This window comes from Brevibacillus sp. FSL L8-0520 (genome assembly GCF_037963895.1).
Lineage (GTDB): Bacteria > Bacillota > Bacilli > Brevibacillales > Brevibacillaceae > Brevibacillus > Brevibacillus borstelensis.
In genome coordinates, this window is the sequence record NZ_CP150171.1 from 5,195,594 (window position 1) to 5,213,589 (window position 17,996).

A 17,996-nucleotide genomic window follows, 5' to 3' on the forward strand; every position below is an offset into this window, starting at 1 on the left:
TCCATAGGATACCACAGGTCTTCCGGGAACTGGCGCAATGTCGGCATCAAGTGCCTGACGCCCCCTTTTGCCTTTATGAAAATGGGCTTCGCGAAACTTTGTTGGCCAAAGAAAAAACGGCCGGAAGCCAGCCGTTTTTTCTCCTTGCGGTGCTGTATGGCAGTAGTCGGACCACATTGTCTACCATTGCGACGACCCGGAGGATCTCCCGCTGTTCGACGACCCGCCTCCCCAGCTTGAGCTGCCTGACGAATGGCCGCCTCCGCCCCAGCTCGAGCTTCCCGAAGAGCGTCCTCCTCCCGAGCCGCCGCCAAAACCTCCTCCGAAGCCGCCTCCAAATCCGCCAGAATTGTTGCGTCGGCGCTCCTCATCCAAAGCTCGCCGGTACTCCCGATCCATTTCGCTGAGGATCGTTTCTCCTCGGGAGATTTCCTGCATGGCCTCGGCAAAGGCCCCCTCCCTGATCGCCAGCTCCACCTGTTCTTTTAAGCGATCGTACTGGGAGGAATAGCGGGAAAGGCGGATTCTTCTGCCGTATCGATTGCGTCTGCTCGAATAGGCGTCCTCGAACCTCCGGAAAGCGCGCACCGTCTCTTCCTTTTTCTGCTTGACCAGCTCCACCCGGTGAGCAAGCTGATCGACAAGCATTTCAAATGAAGTCAGCGCCTCCTCGATCTGATAGACGTCGAGCAATTGACCGTTCATCAGGCTCTCCAGCCCGTTGATCTCCTTGTCTATCTCGGCGATCATCCTGGCAATCTCGGGAATTCTGACATAAAGCTGCTCAAAAGCAGACGCTGATTGATAGAAACGGCTTTGGAACTGCTGAAAACGGTCGCCTGCCGTCTGTACCCGCTCCTCCAGAGCCATGCGATAGCCAAGGCTCTGCTCCCGGACATTTTTTATCTGTGAAAGCAGGTGCTCTGACAGCTCGCTCCGTTCGTGGGCCAGCCTGTATTTTTGCACGCGCTCGTCAAGCGCCGACTTTATTTCGATCAAAAGCCGTTCAAGCTCTTCCTTGTCCCCCATGATTTGTCCGTAACGCTCTTCCTGCTCACGGAGATGAACTTCGGCAAAGCGTTCGCGCAGTCTCGCGAACTCCTGACTGTACGCGGAGTCATATTCCCGCAGTTCAGCGAGAAGCTGTTCCGTACTGCGCACTGTCGTCTTTGCCCTGTCCCGGTGCCGAATCATTTCTGCTACGACGTCGCTCGCCTGCTGCAAGTCATTCTCCAGGCCATCGACACATGCTTTTGCTTCCTTGCTGTCGCCTGCTTCAATCAGCGCTCCGAGGCGAGGCACTTCCGCTTCCGCCGCTTTCAAAATGGCAAAGGGGTCGGCATCGACAAGCAGCAGTTGTTCACGTCCTACCACTTGGCGAAGCTCCTCCTCCTTCGCTTTGATTCGGGCAGGAAGCTTTCTGTGCTTTTCGATCTGGGCTCTGATCTCATCGACAGCAGCCAGCAAGCCGTCAAACATCTGGTGGACCTCTTTCGCCGGTCCTTCGGCTTGCAAGTAATCAAATTCGTCCATGCTGTCCGCTTTGTTCAAAATGGCTTCCGCCTGCTCCAGCTGCTTCCTCATGATGGTCAAGGAGAAGGACGTTTCCCCGGCGAGCGCCTCGATGATTGCCGACGTCTCTTTTGCTCTGTCTTTGGCCTCCTCGACGAGACGCCTTACCTCGACGGACAGCCTTTCAATCTCTTTCAATCTTGCTTGATTTTGTTCAATCTTCGTGCAATACTCCTCCACTGTATCCAGAAGGTCCTGTATGGCCTGTTCCGTTTTGGCCCCGGAGAAAAAGGAAACCTTTTGTCCCGCCAACTGCTCCTGCAGCTGCTGCGATTCTTTATGCAGTTGGAGGGCGGCTTGTTCAAGCTGTGCAACCTGCTTTTTCGTTTCCCCCTCGATGAGGCCGACCTCCAGCTCGCGGAACAGCCCGGAGACGATCATCTGGTCGACGGCAGGCGTCGCTTTCGCATGGCTCTTTACAGCCCGGTCCAGCATTTTCTTTAGACGGGAGCGATAGACAAGCTGTCTGATCGTGAAAAACAGAGCCGCTCCGATGCATAGAAAGAGCAGAACCCAGACGATGGAGTTCTGGGAATGAGCCGATGTCGCCGATTTGGCCTGTGCAGGAGCCGAACCGGATGGAGCGGATGATGGCGGCGGAGTCGCAGCGTGCTTCGATGTTGCCGCATTGCCGGAGGGTGCCGTTGAAGCGCCTGAGGCCGCGGGCGATGCTGACGGTGCCGTCGTCGCATTTGCCGGAGACGATGCCGGGGTCGTCGCAGTGACTCCCGCATTCCCCGCAGACGCCGACTCGGAAATCTCATTGACGTAGTCGCTGACCGCAATCACTCCTGCAGCGACATTTCCCTCTCGCGCCAGCGGTACGAATTGCAGGTCGAGAATCCCCTTTACATCCCCCGCATCGCTTTGGGCGACTTGACTTGCCAGCTCCTTGTTTTCGAATACGAGATGCACGTGATTCGGATTCACCGTCACGACCAGCATCAGTTGATTTTTTCCGAGCTTCCAGCCGTCGTAGGCCTCGTTGGCCAAGCGCTCTCCTTCCGCCTCATCCAGCCCGCTGGCGGTAAGGAGCAGCAGCTCGTACTTTTTGTCCTTCGTACTCTCTTTGATCTGCTCGGCTTCATCGGATGAAAACAACCCGACGGGGTCGGTCACGACTCCATTCCGCTCCGGGAGAGCGGCCGCGGAGGCGATGGAGCCCGAGACAAGCCACAGGATCGCCAACATAAACAAACTGATTCTCTTCATTCTTTAATCCTTTCCTGATATGTCGTTCATTTTCAAATTATACAGTAACGAGAGCTGTCGCGCTTGCCCGGCTTGCTTTTCCATTTTTCTCCTCCGCAATCGAAAGGCCAATTGTGGAAGTGGCTCTAGACTCGCTCGTCGGCTGCAAGCAATACTGTGGGTATTGACGAGAGGAAGATCATGAAGGAGGCGATACCCATGTGTTCAGAAAAAAAGCTGGCGGTTATTACCGGTGCGGCTCAGGGACTTGGCTACGCGATTGCAGAGGACCTCGCTGCTTCTGGTCACCGCGTTGTTTTGCTGGACCGCAATCCGGATAAACTGCTTGCCGCCGTCGAAACGCTCCGCTCCAAAGGTCATACAGCAGATGGGAAACAAATCGATCTGGCGGAAACAGATGCGATCCAAGGCCTGCTCTCCCAGATCGTTCAGGAGCACGGGGCCTTCCACGTTTTGGTCAACAACGCTGGCGTCAATATCGTCAAGCCGATGGATCAGGTCACAAGCTCCGACTGGGACCTGGTGATGAATATCAACCTGAAGGCTGTCTTTTTCATGATACAAGCCGCCGCTCCATTCCTGCATGACGGCGGCTCCATCGTCAATATCGCCTCGGTTGCGGCAAACAGCCCGCGCCCGCTCTCCGCAGCCTACGCGGCTTCAAAAGCGGGGGTTTTGAGCGTGACAAAAACTGCATCGATTGTCCTTGCCCCAAGACGCATTCGCGTAAACGCCGTTTGTCCCGGTGCCATGGAAACAGAGCTGTTGGCGAAAATGGCTGACGACATGAGCGCTCTCTTTGGCCAAAGCAGCGAAAGGTCCCTGCAAAATTACATCGGTAACATCCCGCTCGGGCGAATCAGCTCCGCGCATGATGTAGCAAAAACCGTTTCATTCCTGGCATCCGACGCCGCTGCCTATATAACAGGCCAATCCGTAAACGTCTGCGGCGGGTGGACAGTTACATAGCCGGGAGGACCGCCTATGCTTCGCTTTTTCCAAGCCGCCGTCACCAAATTGTTGCCCTTGTGGATCGTCTGTTGTGCGCTTCTCGCCTACCACTTTCCCGGCCACTTTCTGTTCTTGAAAAATTGGACCGCCCCTGCGCTCGCTTTTATTTTGTTTAACATGGGACTTACCTTGTCGCAGGAGAGCTTGAGACGGGTCATTCGGCAGCCAAAGAACGCCTTGCTTGGCGTAGCCGGCAAATGGACGATCACGCTGGGCATTTCCATCGGGCTCGCGTTTCTGTTCTTCCGGGATCAGCCTGATCTCTTGGCGGGGACAATCCTCGCAGGGGCGGTGCCCAGCGGGACATCAGCCAATCTGTACACCTTTATGGCAGGAGGAACGCTCGCTTTGAGCATCATGATGTCCGCTGTGGATACGCTGGTGGGCCCCGTTTTGACCCCGCTGATCATGAAAGCGACGGTCGGCAGCGTTGTCCCCGTAGCTTTTCTGCCGCTGTTTTTGCAAATGGTGTACGTCGTCCTCCTGCCGATTTTGGCGGGCCTGGCGATCCAGTGGAAATGGGAGTCGCGGCTGGCCCCTGTCAAGAAAGTCATTCCCCTGCTCTCTGCTGCCGCCCTCATCGTTGTTGATCTCGCTGTCGTTTCTGGTGCGCAGACTATGCTTCAGGAGAATCTGGTCCTGCTCCCCTGGCTGTTTCTCTGCGTATTTCTGCAAATAACCGTTCCCATGGTGCTCGGGTACTGCTTTGGCGCCGGTTTCCGGATGCCGGAAGCGGATCGACGGTCCGTCGTCTATGAATTCGGGATTTGCAATACGGCCCTGGCTGCGCTTCTTGCCATGGAGCACATCAGCCCGATCGCTGCGGTCCCTGCTGTAGCGAATATGATCACCAATACGTCCCTCGGCGCTTTCATCGCCGTTTTGTGGGAACCGGCCCGCACCCGCTGGCAGCGATACAGATCGAGCTCAAGCTCTGCGGCACAACATCAGTCAACGCAGTAAGGCCCCTTTTGTCTGCGAGACAAGGGAGCCTTTTTTTGTCTGTTTAGGTTTCTGCAAACCAGCCTTTTCCCTGGCGTGTACGGCAGTGCCTCTTGGCAGGCATGCAAGCCGCAGCCTCCCTGGACTAGGAGAGGTGAATTGCTTGCCCCATGATGCTCATCGCGGCTTCCTGGATGCCTTCCGCGACCGTAGGATGCGGATGGATCGTTTTGACCAGCTCGTCGAGCGTAGCCTCGAGCGTCAGACCGAGCGACGCTTCCGCAATCATTTCGGTCGCGTGCGGAGCCAGCAGATGAATGCCGAGAAGCCGCCCGTACTTTCTGTCCGCTACCACCTTTAAAAACCCGTCCGTCTCTCCCCCAACCAGGGCTCTGCCGCTTGCCATCAGCGGAAAGACCCCTTCCTGAACGTCGAATCCCCTGTTTCTCGCCTCTTCTGCCGTTAGGCCTGCCATAGCCGCTTCCGGATGAGAGTAGACGCAGTGAGGGACGAGGTCGAAGTTGACTGGCTGTGTGGGGAAGCCCAGGGCATGTTCAGCCGCTACCCTGCCTTCTGCCATCGCGACATGCGCCAGCATGATCGGACTTGCGCAATCCCCGATGGCGTAGATGCCCGGCTGATTCGTCTGTTGATACGCATCTGCCTTTATTTTGCCGTTCACTACCCGAATCCCCGCCTTATCCAGCCCGAGCGGTTCCAGAACGGCTGCTCTGCCCACCGCCGCCAGCACCAGGTCGGCCTGTACCGATTTGCCTTCCGACAATTGCAGCTCCAGCCCTTCCGTTTCCTTCTTGATGATTTTTACGACCTTTTGGCCAAGGCAAAAGGCAATGCCTTGTCTTTCCAGCAGCTCTTTCAACTGCCGGGACAGTTGCGGGTCCATATTCGGCAGGATGCGCTCTGCCGCTTCGATGACATGCACATCCACGCCCAGCTCGGAAAAAGCGGTCGCAAATTCCACGCCGATGACCCCGCCTCCGATGATGGCAAGGCGTTTGGGCAGCTCGGCAACGGAGAGCAGCTCATCGCTTGTGACTACTCCCGGCAGGTCAATGCCTTCAATCGGCGGAACGACCGGACGGCTGCCTGTCGCCAGGATAATGGCATCCGCCTCCAGCAACAACTGCTCTTCTCCCGCAACAGCCACCCTTTTCTCTCCGGCAAGCGAAGCTGTCCCTTTTACGACCCTGATCTGCCCCTTCCGAAGCAACCCTTCTACGCCTTTTCGAAGCTGCATGACCGCTTTTTCTTTCCGCTCCAGAATGGACGGCCATGGAACTTCACCAGCTTTGTTCTCCGGGAACCACTGACTGCTTTTCGCCCATATGTGGGAGGACTCCAGCAGGCTTTTTGTCGGGATGCAGCCGACATTCAGGCAGGTGCCGCCGAGCTGTCCTTTTTCAATCAGGGTGACGTCCGCCCCCAGCTGGCCCGCGCGCAAAGCTGCCGTATATCCTCCCGGCCCTCCACCGATGACGATCAGCCTTTTTTTCATCCTACCGCCTCCCCTTTACAAGCAGCCGCAGCGGCTGCTGGATGTAGTCATGCACCGTCTGGAGGAACCCGGCTGCCTCCGCCCCGTCGAGTGCCCGATGGTCAAAAGAGAGGGACAGCGTCAGCATGGAACGTCGAGCGAGGTCATCACCGATCCATACGGGCTTTTCGACGATCCTGCCGATCCCCAATATTCCGGTTTCTGGCGGATTGATGATCGGCGTAAAACCGTCGACACCCATCATGCCGAGATTGCTGATCGTAAACGTGCCCCCGCGCATTTCATCGACCGTCAGGCGCTGCTCGCGGGCGCGCGTCGTCAGATTATGCAAGGCTTCCGCTATCTCGCCCAAATCTTGTTTGCACGCGTGAGGAATGACCGGAACGAGCAGCCCGTCTTCGACAGAGACAGCCACGCCGAGATGGACGTCCGGGTGGATAGTGATCGCCTGATTTTGGCACCAGGCGTTCAGACTGGGGTGCTTTTGCAGAGCCATGGCAACGATTTTGACCAGAAAATGGGTAACGGTCAGCTTGGTCCCCGTACTCGCCAAATCTGCGGAAAGAATGGCATGTGCGGCCAGCAGCGGAGTTACATCGACTTCCCTGGTGAGTGTAACGTGGGGGATCTGCTGCCAGCTTCGGGTCATCCGCTCCGCGATCACCTTGCGTGCGCCTGTCATCGGGCGGGTTGCGGCTGCCGACTCCGCTTCCCGTGGCGGATGCGTCCACTGACCTCCCGCTTGCTTCAGTTGTTCGGCAATCACGTCAGGCAGCATGATCCGCCCCCGCTGGTCGATCCTCTCCCAGGCCACACCTTGCTCCTCCGCATATTTTTTGGCTGCTGGCGAGATAGCCGGCTGCTTTGCCCCAGTATCCCCGACATCGCGGGAGACAACGATGCTTCTCGGGCCGGATGCACTGACTTGGCCTATATCGATTCCCTTCTCCCTGGCGAGCTTGCGAGCGAGCGGAGTCGCGAGGCGAAACCCCTCAGAAAGGGTGTGATCGCCTGATTCGAGACTCGAAGCATCGTTCGAATCACGGCTAACAGCATCGTTGGATTTGTGATGTGAACCCTCGCCTGCCCCCTGCTGACCGTCTGCTCCCAGCAACCCGCTAATATCCTCGGACTCTTCCGCCACGATCGCAAGCGCTGCCCCGACCTGTGCCGCTGCGCCTGCGGGCGTAAAAATATGGCGCAAAACCCCGGTCCCTGGTGCCGTCACTTCATTGGTGATCTTGTCTGTCTCCACCTCGAACAGCACTTCGCCGCTCTCGACACGCTCGCCTACAGCTTTGCACCAGACGGAAACGGTCCCCTCTGTCATCGTCAAACCGAACTTGGGCATGGTGATTACGAATGCCATGTTATTTCCCCCCTTCCTTCAATTTGTTTACCAGCGTGCCCGCAGAACAGCTTCTACGATTGATTCCACTTGTGGAATCACCCGCTTTTCCAGAGGCGGGCTGAAAGGAATCGGGGTAAAGGCGGCACCTACGCGGATGATGGGGGCGTCCAGGTACTCGAGGATGTTTTCGCTGACCGAGGCGGCAATTTCTCCCCCGACACCGCCTGTTTTGACCGCCTCATGGGCTACGACCAGACGATGTGTCTTTTTGACAGACTCGTAGATCGTCTCCATGTCCATTGGAACAATCGTCCGCAAATCGATCACCTCCGCCTCGAGTCCGTGCAGGCTGCCAAGCTGATCGGCGGCCTCCAGACATTTCCCCAGCATGGCCGAGTACGACACGATGGTCACGTCCTTCCCCTCGCGCACGACCGCCGCTTTGCCGATCGGGGTGAGGTAGTCGCCGTCCGGAACAGGTCCTTTTTTGCTGAACAAGTCTTTGTGTTCAAAATAGATCACCGGGTTTTGGTCGCGAATCGCCGCTTTCAGAAGCCCCTTGGCATCCGCGGGATTGGACGGAATGACGACCTTGAGGCCCGGAATATGCAAAAACCATGCTTCCAGCGATTGCGAGTGCTGCGCCGCCGCTGAGCGTGTCACGCCGTCAGGTGCCCGCAGCACGAGCGGCAGGGTCGCCTGGCCCCCGAACATGTAGCGTATTTTGGCCATCTGGTTGAGCACCTCGTCCATCGTCACCCCGATAAAATCGGCAAAGTGCATATCGACGACCGGCACAGCTCCCGCAAGAGCGGCGCCAATTCCCGCTCCCACCAGCGCAGTTTCCGAAATCGGCGTATCGCGTACACGCTCCAGGCCGAATTCCTTTGGCAAGCCCTTGAACTGCCCAAAAATGCCGCCCTGGCTTGCGATGTCTTCTCCCATGATGAAAACTCGCTCGTCCCGGCGCATTTCTTCCTGCATCGCTTCCAATGTTGCCTGAGAAAAGGATATGTTACGCATGGCTGGCCTCCTCCTCTACGTACAGATCATCAAATGCTTCCTCCGGATCAGGGTAAGGGCTCTCCTCGGCAAAGCGGATCGCCTCTTCGATTTCTTCCGCGACCCGCTGCTCGATTGCTTGGAGCTGCTCTTCGGTCAGAAGCTTTTCCGGGAGAACCCGCTCGAGGAATTTCTTGATCGGGTCGTTGCTCTCCATCTGGCTCATCACTTCTTCCCGCGTCCGGTACTGCTCCGGATCGCCTACGAAGTGGCCTTTGATCCGGTACGTTTTGCACTCGACAAGTGTAGGGCCCTCGCCTCGCCTGGCTCGTTCTACGGCTTCTACTGCGGCTTCATACACGGCAAAAACATCATTGCCATCCACCATCGCGCTCGGCATGGCATAGGACGACGCTCTTACGCAAATATCCGTGACGGCCGTCGCTTCGTGAATCGGCGTCGTCGATGCCCACTGGTTGTTTTCGCAGACAAATACGACGGGCAGCTTCCAGACGGCTGCCATATTCAGCCCCTCGTGAAAGGTACCCCGGTTGCTCGCCCCATCGCCGAAAAAGCAGACGGCTACCTCTGAGCCTTTGCGCAATTGGACTGCCAGCGCGGCTCCGACGGCCAAATTAAACCCGCCGCCCACGACGCCGTTTGCCCCGAGCATGCCAATGCCAAAGTCAGCAATATGCATCGATCCGCCCTTTCCCTTGCAGTAGCCTGTCTTGCGCCCGTACAATTCGGCCATGCACCGTTTTGCTTCGGCGCCTTTTGCCAAGGTGTGGCCGTGCCCCCGATGTGTGCTGGTAATGTAATCGGTGCGGTTCAAGGCGGAGCAAACGCCGACTCCGGTCGCTTCCTCGCCAATGTACAAGTGAACAAAACCCGGAATGTCCCCGGCTAAAAACTTCTCGTTGATCGCCTCTTCAAAGCGTCTGATCAAGAGCATGTGGTAATACCAATCCTGCAAGAGGTCCGTCGATATCGCTTTATTACCCACCAAAAAACACCCCTTCTGGTAAGATGTGAGAATTCCCACCATCAGCATAAGGGGTGTGCAAACGTTTTCATATAACCATTCCCGTGATTGGTCTTACTGATATTCGGAAATGGCCTCACGAATCATTTCGAATCCGGGTTTCAACAAGTCCAGCGAGGGCTGTGTATAGGCCAGGCGGAGATAATTTTCTCCCAAGCCCACGCCGCTCATCCAGTTCCCCGGCACAAACGATACGCCTTTGCGCAGGGCTGTCTGCAGCAGTCTCTCCGCCCGGACCTGGCTGGGGATCCTGCACCACAAAAAGACACCGCCCTCCGGCATGCTGCAGCGGATTTCAGGCATGTCCTTTACGATTTCCCTGATGAGGGACAGACGCGCGCTGTAGGCCTGACGGAGCCTGGCTGCGTGGACCGACAGGCGCCCTTCCGTCAAATAGGCATGAACGGCAATCTGCGTCAGGTTGTTGCTGTGCAGATCGATCCGCTGCTTGATCGTGGATAAATTGGAGATGATTCCCTCCGGGGCTACCAGGAGAGCTACCCGCAGGCTCGGAAACAAATACTTCGAGAACGACTGGAGGTGGATGACATAATTGTCCTGATCCAGCGCTTTGAGCGGCGGCACCGGTTTTTTGCCGAAATAAATCAAGCTGAACGGATCGTCCTCGACGATGGGAACCCTGTATTTTTTCGCGAGGACGAGCAGGTCCTTTCTCCGTTTCAGGGACATGGTCACGCCAGTCGGATTGTGAAACGTCGGGTTTACGTAAATAAACTTCACCGGAAACTGCATCAGGAGATTCTCCAGATTGTCAATGCGAATCCCTTCCTGATCCAGGGTGATGCGCAATATTTTGGCGCCGGTCGCCGTAAACGCGTCAGAGGCGGCGAGAAATCCGGGGTCCTCCATGATGACGTAATCGCCCGGAGCCAGGAACAGCCTGCTGATGAGATCCAGTCCTTGCATCGCTCCGGAGACGATCATGATCTCTTTCGGGTCGGCGTGAATGCCGCTCTCCTCCAGCCATTTGCAAGCGTCTATCCGCAGAGGCTCATAGCCCTGCGTCGGTGCGGGCAACTGGAGCAGGATCGGGTTTTTCCGCAAATGCTCGGCAAAGTATTGGCTCAGCTCGATTCCCGGGTGAACCTCGGGGGCCGTGCCGACACCCGCGAAATTGATCAGGCGCGGGTCTCGGCCAAAACGCATGATCTCTTCCATCGCATGATTGACATTCCCCGTCTGATAGGCGAAGTCGGCATGCCAGGTGACAACCTGCTCTGTCCGCTCCATCTGCGGTCCGCGCATGATATATGTGCCGCTCCCCTGCTGGCTGCGGACGATCCCTCTTGCTTTCATGTCTTCATTGGCAAGCGTGATCGTCATCCTGCTCACCTTCAACAGCTCAGCCATCCGCCGCTCGGAAGGCAGCCGCGTCCCGGGCTTCAACTTCCCTTCGTGCACCATTTGTTCTATCTGCCGCGAGATTTGCTTGTACAAGGGCTCTTTTTCCACCGCATCCAGAACAATTTGATCCCAATGGGTCGCTGACAAAAGAGATCACTCCTTATTTCATGTTCAACAGTTCAGGAAGCCACAGTGTAATAGACGGAATGTAAGTGATCACGAGCAACGCGAGTATGGATGCGACAATAAACGGAATAACCCCTTTCGATATCTCCTTCAACGAAATTTTCGCCAGTCCGCAAGCAACGTAAAGATCGAGGCCAACGGGCGGTGTGACCAGACCAATGGCGAGGTTCATCGTCATCATGACGCCAAAATGGACAGGGTCAATGTCCATCATGGTGAGAATCGGCAAAAAGATCGGCAAGAAAATATAAAATGCGGATATGGCATCCACAAACATCCCCGCGATCAGCAGGACCAGGTTGATCATCAGCAGCATCGTAATCGTGTTGGGGGCGATGCTCATCAAGGAATTGGCCAAATCCTCCGCAATCCCCTCAACCGTGATCAGCCAGGCAAAGGTGGAGGCCGAGGCGACGATAAGCATGATCATCGCTGTCGTTTTCGCAGATTCCACCAAGAGGCTTGGCAAATGTTTGATTTTGATTTCCTTGTAGATAAAAATTCCGACAAACAAACCGTAGAATACTGCCACAACGGCAGACTCTGTCGGCGTGAAAATCCCCGTGTAGATTCCCCCCAGGATGATCACAGGGGCCATCAAGCCCCACGAGGCATCCTTCAGAGCAGCCACAATGTCCCTGGCGCTCGCTTTCGGAAGCGTAGGGATCTTTTCTTTCCTGGCGATCATGTATCCCGTCAGCGCCAGTATGGCACCCATCAAGAGGCCGGGGACAATCCCCGCCATAAAGATTTTACCAATGGAAACCTCCGCGATTACACCGTAGATGATATAGGCGATGCTGGGCGGAATGATGATGCCGATGCCGCCTGCCGTCGCGAGAAGCCCTGCCGACATATCCTTGCGATAGCCTTGCTTGACCATGGCCGGTATGATAATCGCGCCCACGGCGGCCATCGTAGCGGGACCGGAACCGGAAATCGCCGCGAAGAAGCACGCTGCCACGACTGACACGATGGCAAGCCCGCCCGTGAAATGGCCGGTAAGCGTCTGAGCTAGCTGGATCAGCCTTTTGGAGATGCCCGCCCTCTCCATGATCAGCCCGGCGAGGAAAAAGAACGGAATCGCGAGCAGCGTAAATTTGGTCAACGATGAATACAAGGTCGGCGGCAGCGACTGGATGGGCAGATCAAACAGCAGCAGCGTGATCGCGGTAGAGAGGCCGAGGGCTACGGCGATAGGCATGTTTAAAAACAGCAGCAGAAAGAAGGACCCGAATAGACAAATCGCTGTTGCGCTCATTGGTTTGCCTCCTCTCTTTTATGCCTTCGTATCTCCAGGACGTACCCTTCCCAGAAACGAAACATGCACAGCAGCGCACCGAGCGGCACCGACAGACCCATCAGCCACTCCGGCAGGCCCATGGCCGGCGTCTTCTGGTTGTACTGATACTGCTGCATGACCATTTCCCAACCGTACCAAAGCAGAATGACGAAAAACACCGTCGTCAAACAGCCGACAATCACGGTACAAACGATCCGGAAGCGGGCGGGAAGCTGATCGGTCAAAAGCGCAAAGCCGAGGTGCCCGTTTTCCCTGGCAAGCAAGGCCGCTCCGATAAAAATGATGAAAGCGAAGATGTTGGTGGTCAGTTCTTCCGTCATGGAAAGCGAGCTGTTGAAAAAATATCTCGATAATACGTTGACCATTGTCAAAACGCAGATGATGCCCATTAAGACTGCCAGAATCCACTCTTCCAGCCGAACCCAGAATTTCATGACGATCCCCCCGTAAAAAGCAATTGCCCTGCGATTGGGATGAAAAAGGGGGCTTTATCGCCCCTTTTTCCACCTGTCGTGTTTACTTGCGGAATGCATCCAAAAGATCCTTGCCGATGATGCCCTCATATTTGTCGATAACCGGTTGGACTTTTTCCTGGAATGCCTTGATCTGCTCAGGTGTCAGCTCGACGACTTCCATCCCTTTTTCCTTGAGCTGCGCCAGCACTTCTTCGTTCTCTTTGCGATTCAGCTCGATCTGGTATTTGGCGGCTTCTTGGGCCGTTTCTCTCAGCAGCTTTTGCGTGTCCGCGTCCAGACTGTCATACAGCTTTTTATTGACGCCAAAAACAATCGGATCGTACATGTAGTTCCATACAGTCAAGTACTTTTGCACCTCGTACAGTTTGGAGTTGAGAATGATCGGAAGCGGATTTTCCTGTCCGTCGATCACACCTTGCTGCAAGGAGGTAAACACCTCCGAGAAGTTCATAACCGTCGGATCACCGCCAAACTCCTTATACGTAGCCACCATCGCTTCCATGGAAGGCGTTCTGATCTTCAGTCCGTTCAAGTCTTCCGGGGTGAGAATCGGCCTCTTGCTGTTTGTAATTTGACGGTAGCCGCTTTCCCCGAATGCGAGAGGCTCGATCCCTTTGCTGCGAACGAGCTCCATCAATTTTTGCCCGGCTTCTCCGTTCATCGCTTTGTCAGCCTGTTCGTAGCTTGGTATGAGCCAGGGAAGAGAAGGCGCGGCAAACTTCGGGTCGAGTACGTTGTAGATAATCGTAGAGTGGAGAGAAATGTCCGTCGACCCGTTTTGGACTGCCTCCAGACCTTTTGGCTGGTTGCCGTTGGAGAGAGATTCATTTGCATACATTTTCATTTTGATCCGGCCATTTGACTTTTGCTCGACGTCCTCCATCCACTTCTTCACCGCAACTCCCCAGGTGTCTTTCTCCGAGACCGTAATGCTCACTTTGAGCTTTAATTCCTGCGACGCGCCTGCCCCCTGGCCTTGAGAGCTTCCGTTCGATTGCTGGGAACCGCAGGCTGCCAGCGCTGCCGCCATCAATACAGAGAGTCCAAAACTTACGAGCCTTTTCATATGTCCTCCCCCGCGTTGTATACGCTTTCAATTTTTAATTTTTAGAATAGTAGAAATTGTGTTAAGGGTATATATCCAATAATCAAATTGGCCTTATATTTTGGGCGTTATTTGCAAACATCCCTTTATTTGGATAGCGATTTTCCTTGCAATTCCTTGATTCCATATATCCACTTTCAAGATTTGCCCCTTGCCTTTATCTCCTTTTTTGTGAACTGGATTCGGAACGAAACAGCAAAAATCGATCAATTATGTTACTATTTGTTGGTAATTGTCGTCTTACCTTTGGTAACATGCTACATAGTAAATAGATTGGAGAGTCATATGGGATTGCCGAATTCTGTGAAAGTAAAAGCGCAAACAGCACCTGTCCAAAATGTTTTGGTTTTGTTGATTCGTCAGCTGCGGCCTCAGCAATGGACAAAAAACCTGCTTGTTTTTGCTGCCCTTTTGTTTTCTTTCCGCCGAGTGGATATGGATGTTGGCGGCAAAGCTATTCTCGCCTTTTTCCTTTTTTGCTTCGTATCCGGCTGTGTCTATATATTGAATGATTTTGTAGACATCAAAAACGACCAGAACCATCCCGAAAAGCGGTTCCGGCCCATGGCTTCGGGGGCATTAAACCCGTTTTTGGCACTGACTTTCGGTGCTTTGCTGCTGATTGTTTCCCTTTCTGTCGCCTTCTCTGTCAATACGCTCCTCGGTTTTGTGCTGCTGGTTTACTTTTTGCTGAACTGCGCGTATTCACTCAAGCTGAAGCATGTAGTCATTCTCGATGTGATGATTATCTCTGCCGGTTTTGTCCTCCGTGCGATCGGAGGCGGCCTCGCGATCGGAACCCCGCTGACCCCGTGGTTTTTGCTTTGCACCATGCTGCTGGCTCTCTTCTTGGCCATCAGCAAGCGGCGGCACGAGCTTCAACTGCTGCAAGCGGAAAAAGGTTCCCACCGGAAAGTACTGGAGTTCTACTCGACAGAATTGTTGAATCAATTCAATACGATCGTGACAACGGCAACGATCATCAGCTACTCGTTGTTCACCTTCACATCCGGGCGGACGATCCAGTTGATGTGGACGATTCCGTTCGTGATTTTTGGCATTTTCCGCTACCTCTATTTGATTGCGATGAGCGGCAAGGGAGGCAGTCCGGAAAAAGTGCTGCTGGAGGACAAGCCGATCCTGATCACGGTGCTCTTGTATGTGGTTACGGTGGCCGGCATCCTGTATTTTTTTGAATAACAGCACAGATAGGTGGATGAAGGGTATGCAGGCGCACGTCCTGATTTTTGTTTCGATCCTGCTCAGCGCATGCGGGCAGGTCGCCATGAAGCTGGGAGCCTCGTCTCTGGCGGGAAAGAGCGATCTGTTTTTGCTGAAAATCTTGCAGTACATCACCAACGTACCGATCGTCGTCGGACTTTCCCTGTACGGAGTCTCCGCATTTGTCTGGATAGCGGCCATCGAAAGGGTACAGCTCTCCTACGCCTACCCTATGGCCGCCTTGGGCTATGTCCTCGTAGCGATCCTGTCGGTTTTTCTGTTTCAGGAGCCGATGTCTGCCACGCGGATGGCGGGCCTTGCGATCATCATCATCGGCGTCATTGTGCTGGCACAGTCCTGACACATCCCGCAGCTTGGCAGTTTATCTTATCGGAGGAATTCACATGTTGTACGCGTTGGCACCGTTTATCGGATGGCTCGTCTCGGGAACGGTCAAATTTTTTATCAACTACCTTCGCTTTGGGAAGGAAGCCCGGTCAAAAATAGGAAACGGCGGATTCCCCAGCACCCATACGACTGTGATGGTCACCAGCATTGCCCTGATCGGCCTGCGCGAAGGCTTTGACCATCCTGTATTCGGGCTGGGAGTTGCGGTTACGTTTATCGTCATCATTGACGCGATGGGATTGCGCAGGGCCGTCGGCAAGCATGCGGAAGCGCTGAACCGGATGGCGACAGCGCCGTACCAGTCGGTCTCTGCAGAGTCGAGTGTCACAGCGGATTCGCCTGCTTCCGTCGCAAAGCCGCTGCGCGAAAGCATGGGGCATACCAAAGGTGAGATTGTAGGAGGGATTGTTCTCGGCGTGCTGCTTGCGAAGCTTTTGCACGTGCTTTCACAAGCAAGCCCGAGTCTATTTGGCTAGGAATGGGAGAGAAAGAGAAAGTATGAACGAATCAACAAATATGAACAAGCTGGGGAACTATTCCTTTATTCTGGGGATTGCGTTGATCCTCTTTTTAGCCTTTATGCTGTTTTTCACTTCGGTCCTGTTGTTATGCGGAATACCGATTACCGGCATCAGCCTCTGGCTGTCCCTGGCTCTCGGCCTTCTTAGCATGTGGGGCATGACGCGCTCATTCTTTCCTGCCCGCACAGTGGCCGCGTTTCTCTCCACTCTCGCGGGGCTTGCGCTCGTTTTGGGAATCAGCTTGTATGTGAGCGCCCACACCTACGACCTGTCATGGGATGGGCAAACGTATCACCAGGAAGCGATTATCCTTCTGAAGGATGGATGGAATCCGGTCTATGAACAGCTGGAGGCGCCCACAGATGCAGAGCTTGCGAAGCTGCAGGGACGCGAGCTGCTGACGGTGTTCGAGCTGTGGATCAACCACTACAGCAAAGGCTCTTGGCTCCTCGATTCTCTGCTTTACAAAGTGACCGATCAGATTGAAGTGAGCAAGATCTTCAACTTCATCCTGCTGTTTGCGTCTTTTTTTCTGTCTGCAGCCGCCATGCTGACAGCTTTTCCAGCGAAGCCGAAAAGAGCGGTTATTCTCTCGCTCCTGTTGGCCTGCAATCCTGTGGTGGTAACGCAGCTGATCACCTTTTACATTGACGGACAGCTGGCATCGCTCATTTTGTGCATCTGTGCGCTCGGCTATCTTTTGTACAAACGGTATCACCCGTGGACGCTTGCCGGGCTTTGCTCGGCGCTCATTCTGCTCGGCGAGGTGAAATTTACCGCCCTTGTTTACGCCGTCCTGCTCGGCTGCGGGCTGCTGCTGCTCTTTTTCCTCTACGACAGCGAGAGGCGGTGGAAAAGTCTGCTTGCCGCATTCACGGCCAGCTTGCTCATCTGCGTGGCGCTCGTTGGCTACAATCCGTACGTAACGAATACGCTGACGAAGGGCCATCCGTTTTACCCGTTGGCTGGCGAAAATGCGGTCGACATCATGAAAACCAACAGCCCGCATGATTTTCTGGACAAAAACCGGTTTGAAAAGTTCTTTGTTTCTCTGTTTGCGACGACCGCCAACGTCGGAAACGACGGAGAAAGTCAGCTCAAATGGCCGTTTTCGGTCACGCCGTACGAGATAACGGCGTTCATCTCTCCCGATGTGCGGGTAGCCGGATTCGGTCCCATTTTCGGGGGAGCCGTGCTGCTCGGCTGCCTGGTCATTTTTGGCCTGCTGCTGCAAAAGAGACGGGCGCATCGGCCAGTTTTCCTCGTCATGGCTATCCTGCTGTTTACGGTTTTGATCAATCCGGAGTCGTGGTGGGCCCGGTATGTCCCCCAGCTTTGGATCATTCCCGTCCTGATTGCCGTGATGGGACTGGAAAGCGGAAAAGCGTGGATTCAAAATGGAAGCAGGCTTTTGCTCTGCGCTCTTATAGCAAACGCGTTTTTGGTCGGCTTCGGTCATTTTATCGGACAGAGCTATTCGCATCTGCTGCTCAAACAGCAGCTGCAGGCGATGAAGCAGAGCACTCAGCCAGTGCTGGTCGATTTCCGGCACTTCAATGCCAACCGCGTCCGGCTGCAGGAGGAGGGAATCCCGTTTGTTGAGACCAAAATCGACGAAAAGCAGGCGAAAGGTTTGTCTTCTTCCCGGACGCTGTACATTATTCCGTAAGTAATAAGGGAATCTCGAAACAAAAGCGCCTTCCTGTCATCAGGAGGCGCTTCCAGCCTGTAGACAAAGTTCCGTAAGGAACAGGGTCTGC

The 17,996-nt window shown here is 54.9% G+C and carries 15 protein-coding genes; 6 read left to right on the forward strand and 9 right to left on the reverse strand.

All coding sequences use genetic code 11. From position 1 onward, the window contains the following. Positions 1–180: 180 nt before the first annotated feature. Positions 181–2,784: a TPM domain-containing protein gene (locus NSQ24_RS25230; RefSeq protein ID WP_172920891.1), complete on the reverse strand. Its 2,604-nt coding sequence runs from the start codon at positions 2,782–2,784 to the stop codon at positions 181–183. A 198-nt stretch (positions 2,785–2,982) separates the two neighbouring features. On the opposite strand from NSQ24_RS25230, the gene NSQ24_RS25235 reads away from it, so the two are divergent. Both NSQ24_RS25235 and NSQ24_RS25240 read left to right on the forward strand, forming a co-directional pair. After that, positions 2,983–3,753, forward strand: a complete 771-nt coding sequence (locus tag NSQ24_RS25235; protein WP_003388690.1) for an SDR family NAD(P)-dependent oxidoreductase — start codon at positions 2,983–2,985, stop codon at positions 3,751–3,753. 15 nt (positions 3,754–3,768) lie between these two features. Then, a complete protein-coding gene (locus NSQ24_RS25240; RefSeq protein ID WP_024983026.1) occupies positions 3,769–4,758 on the forward strand; it encodes a bile acid:sodium symporter family protein in 990 nt (329 codons plus the stop codon). A 124-nt stretch (positions 4,759–4,882) separates the two neighbouring features. Here NSQ24_RS25240 and lpdA read toward each other — a convergent pair whose 3' ends face one another. The 8 genes from lpdA to NSQ24_RS25280 all read right to left on the reverse strand — a co-directional run bounded on the left by lpdA (position 4,883) and on the right by NSQ24_RS25280 (position 14,047). Further along, positions 4,883–6,253, reverse strand: a complete 1,371-nt coding sequence (gene lpdA / locus NSQ24_RS25245; RefSeq protein WP_024983027.1) for a dihydrolipoyl dehydrogenase — start codon at positions 6,251–6,253, stop codon at positions 4,883–4,885. 1 nt (position 6,254) lies between these two features. After that, a complete protein-coding gene (locus tag NSQ24_RS25250) occupies positions 6,255–7,622 on the reverse strand; it encodes a dihydrolipoamide acetyltransferase family protein (RefSeq protein WP_003388693.1) in 1,368 nt (455 codons plus the stop codon). 27 nt (positions 7,623–7,649) lie between these two features. Beyond that, positions 7,650–8,627, reverse strand: coding sequence for an alpha-ketoacid dehydrogenase subunit beta (locus NSQ24_RS25255; protein WP_003388696.1), 978 nt, complete (start codon positions 8,625–8,627; stop codon positions 7,650–7,652). Beyond that, complete coding sequence (locus NSQ24_RS25260; protein ID WP_227277652.1) at positions 8,620–9,615, reverse strand: thiamine pyrophosphate-dependent dehydrogenase E1 component subunit alpha; 996 nt, start codon at positions 9,613–9,615, stop codon at positions 8,620–8,622. Before NSQ24_RS25260 ends, NSQ24_RS25255 begins: the two co-directional genes overlap by 8 nt. A 90-nt stretch (positions 9,616–9,705) precedes the next feature. Beyond that, on the reverse strand, positions 9,706–11,163 hold the full coding sequence (locus NSQ24_RS25265; protein ID WP_279041639.1) for a PLP-dependent aminotransferase family protein: 1,458 nt from the start codon (positions 11,161–11,163) through the stop codon (positions 9,706–9,708). Between the two features lie 13 nt (positions 11,164–11,176). Further along, complete coding sequence (locus NSQ24_RS25270; protein ID WP_003388699.1) at positions 11,177–12,463, reverse strand: TRAP transporter large permease; 1,287 nt, start codon at positions 12,461–12,463, stop codon at positions 11,177–11,179. After that, positions 12,460–12,939 carry a TRAP transporter small permease gene (locus tag NSQ24_RS25275; RefSeq protein WP_003388700.1) on the reverse strand — a complete coding sequence of 160 codons (480 nt, stop codon included), beginning with the start codon at positions 12,937–12,939 and terminating at the stop codon, positions 12,460–12,462. Before NSQ24_RS25275 ends, NSQ24_RS25270 begins: the two co-directional genes overlap by 4 nt. Before the next feature lie 82 nt (positions 12,940–13,021). Beyond that, complete coding sequence (locus NSQ24_RS25280) at positions 13,022–14,047, reverse strand: DctP family TRAP transporter solute-binding subunit (RefSeq protein ID WP_024983030.1); 1,026 nt, start codon at positions 14,045–14,047, stop codon at positions 13,022–13,024. Between the two features lie 324 nt (positions 14,048–14,371). On the opposite strand from NSQ24_RS25280, the gene NSQ24_RS25285 reads away from it, so the two are divergent. From NSQ24_RS25285 to NSQ24_RS25300, 4 genes are read left to right on the forward strand one after another with little or no spacing between them, the layout of a single operon-like run. Next, the gene (locus NSQ24_RS25285; RefSeq protein ID WP_003388702.1) at positions 14,372–15,286 is read left to right on the forward strand and encodes a decaprenyl-phosphate phosphoribosyltransferase; all 915 of its coding nucleotides are present in this window, start codon (positions 14,372–14,374) and stop codon (positions 15,284–15,286) included. Between the two features lie 25 nt (positions 15,287–15,311). Continuing rightward, complete coding sequence (locus NSQ24_RS25290) at positions 15,312–15,668, forward strand: SMR family transporter (protein ID WP_003388703.1); 357 nt, start codon at positions 15,312–15,314, stop codon at positions 15,666–15,668. Between the two features lie 43 nt (positions 15,669–15,711). Then, on the forward strand, positions 15,712–16,191 hold the full coding sequence (locus NSQ24_RS25295) for a divergent PAP2 family protein (protein WP_003388704.1): 480 nt from the start codon (positions 15,712–15,714) through the stop codon (positions 16,189–16,191). A gap of 22 nt (positions 16,192–16,213) precedes the next feature. Next, positions 16,214–17,905 (forward strand): hypothetical protein, encoded by a 1,692-nt coding sequence (locus NSQ24_RS25300; protein WP_024983033.1) that lies wholly within the window; start codon positions 16,214–16,216, stop codon positions 17,903–17,905. Positions 17,906–17,996 lie beyond the last annotated feature (91 nt).

Excerpts from the sequence above, each read along its gene's own strand:
- NSQ24_RS25255 (WP_003388696.1), bottom strand. The coding sequence starts at position 8,627 with ATGCGTAACATATCCTTTTCTCAGGCAACATTGGAAGCGATGCAGGAA.
- NSQ24_RS25235 (WP_003388690.1), top strand. The coding sequence starts at position 2,983 with ATGTGTTCAGAAAAAAAGCTGGCGGTTATTACCGGTGCGGCTCAGGGA.
- NSQ24_RS25250 (WP_003388693.1), bottom strand. The coding sequence starts at position 7,622 with ATGGCATTCGTAATCACCATGCCCAAGTTCGGTTTGACGATGACAGAG.
- NSQ24_RS25240 (WP_024983026.1), top strand. The coding sequence starts at position 3,769 with ATGCTTCGCTTTTTCCAAGCCGCCGTCACCAAATTGTTGCCCTTGTGG.
- NSQ24_RS25275 (WP_003388700.1), bottom strand. The coding sequence starts at position 12,939 with ATGAAATTCTGGGTTCGGCTGGAAGAGTGGATTCTGGCAGTCTTAATG.
- lpdA (WP_024983027.1), bottom strand. The coding sequence starts at position 6,253 with ATGAAAAAAAGGCTGATCGTCATCGGTGGAGGGCCGGGAGGATATACG.
- NSQ24_RS25230 (WP_172920891.1), bottom strand. The coding sequence starts at position 2,784 with ATGAAGAGAATCAGTTTGTTTATGTTGGCGATCCTGTGGCTTGTCTCG.
- NSQ24_RS25290 (WP_003388703.1), top strand. The coding sequence starts at position 15,312 with ATGCAGGCGCACGTCCTGATTTTTGTTTCGATCCTGCTCAGCGCATGC.
- NSQ24_RS25295 (WP_003388704.1), top strand. The coding sequence starts at position 15,712 with ATGTTGTACGCGTTGGCACCGTTTATCGGATGGCTCGTCTCGGGAACG.
- NSQ24_RS25270 (WP_003388699.1), bottom strand. The coding sequence starts at position 12,463 with ATGAGCGCAACAGCGATTTGTCTATTCGGGTCCTTCTTTCTGCTGCTG.
- NSQ24_RS25285 (WP_003388702.1), top strand. The coding sequence starts at position 14,372 with ATGGGATTGCCGAATTCTGTGAAAGTAAAAGCGCAAACAGCACCTGTC.
- NSQ24_RS25280 (WP_024983030.1), bottom strand. The coding sequence starts at position 14,047 with ATGAAAAGGCTCGTAAGTTTTGGACTCTCTGTATTGATGGCGGCAGCG.
- NSQ24_RS25300 (WP_024983033.1), top strand. The coding sequence starts at position 16,214 with ATGAACGAATCAACAAATATGAACAAGCTGGGGAACTATTCCTTTATT.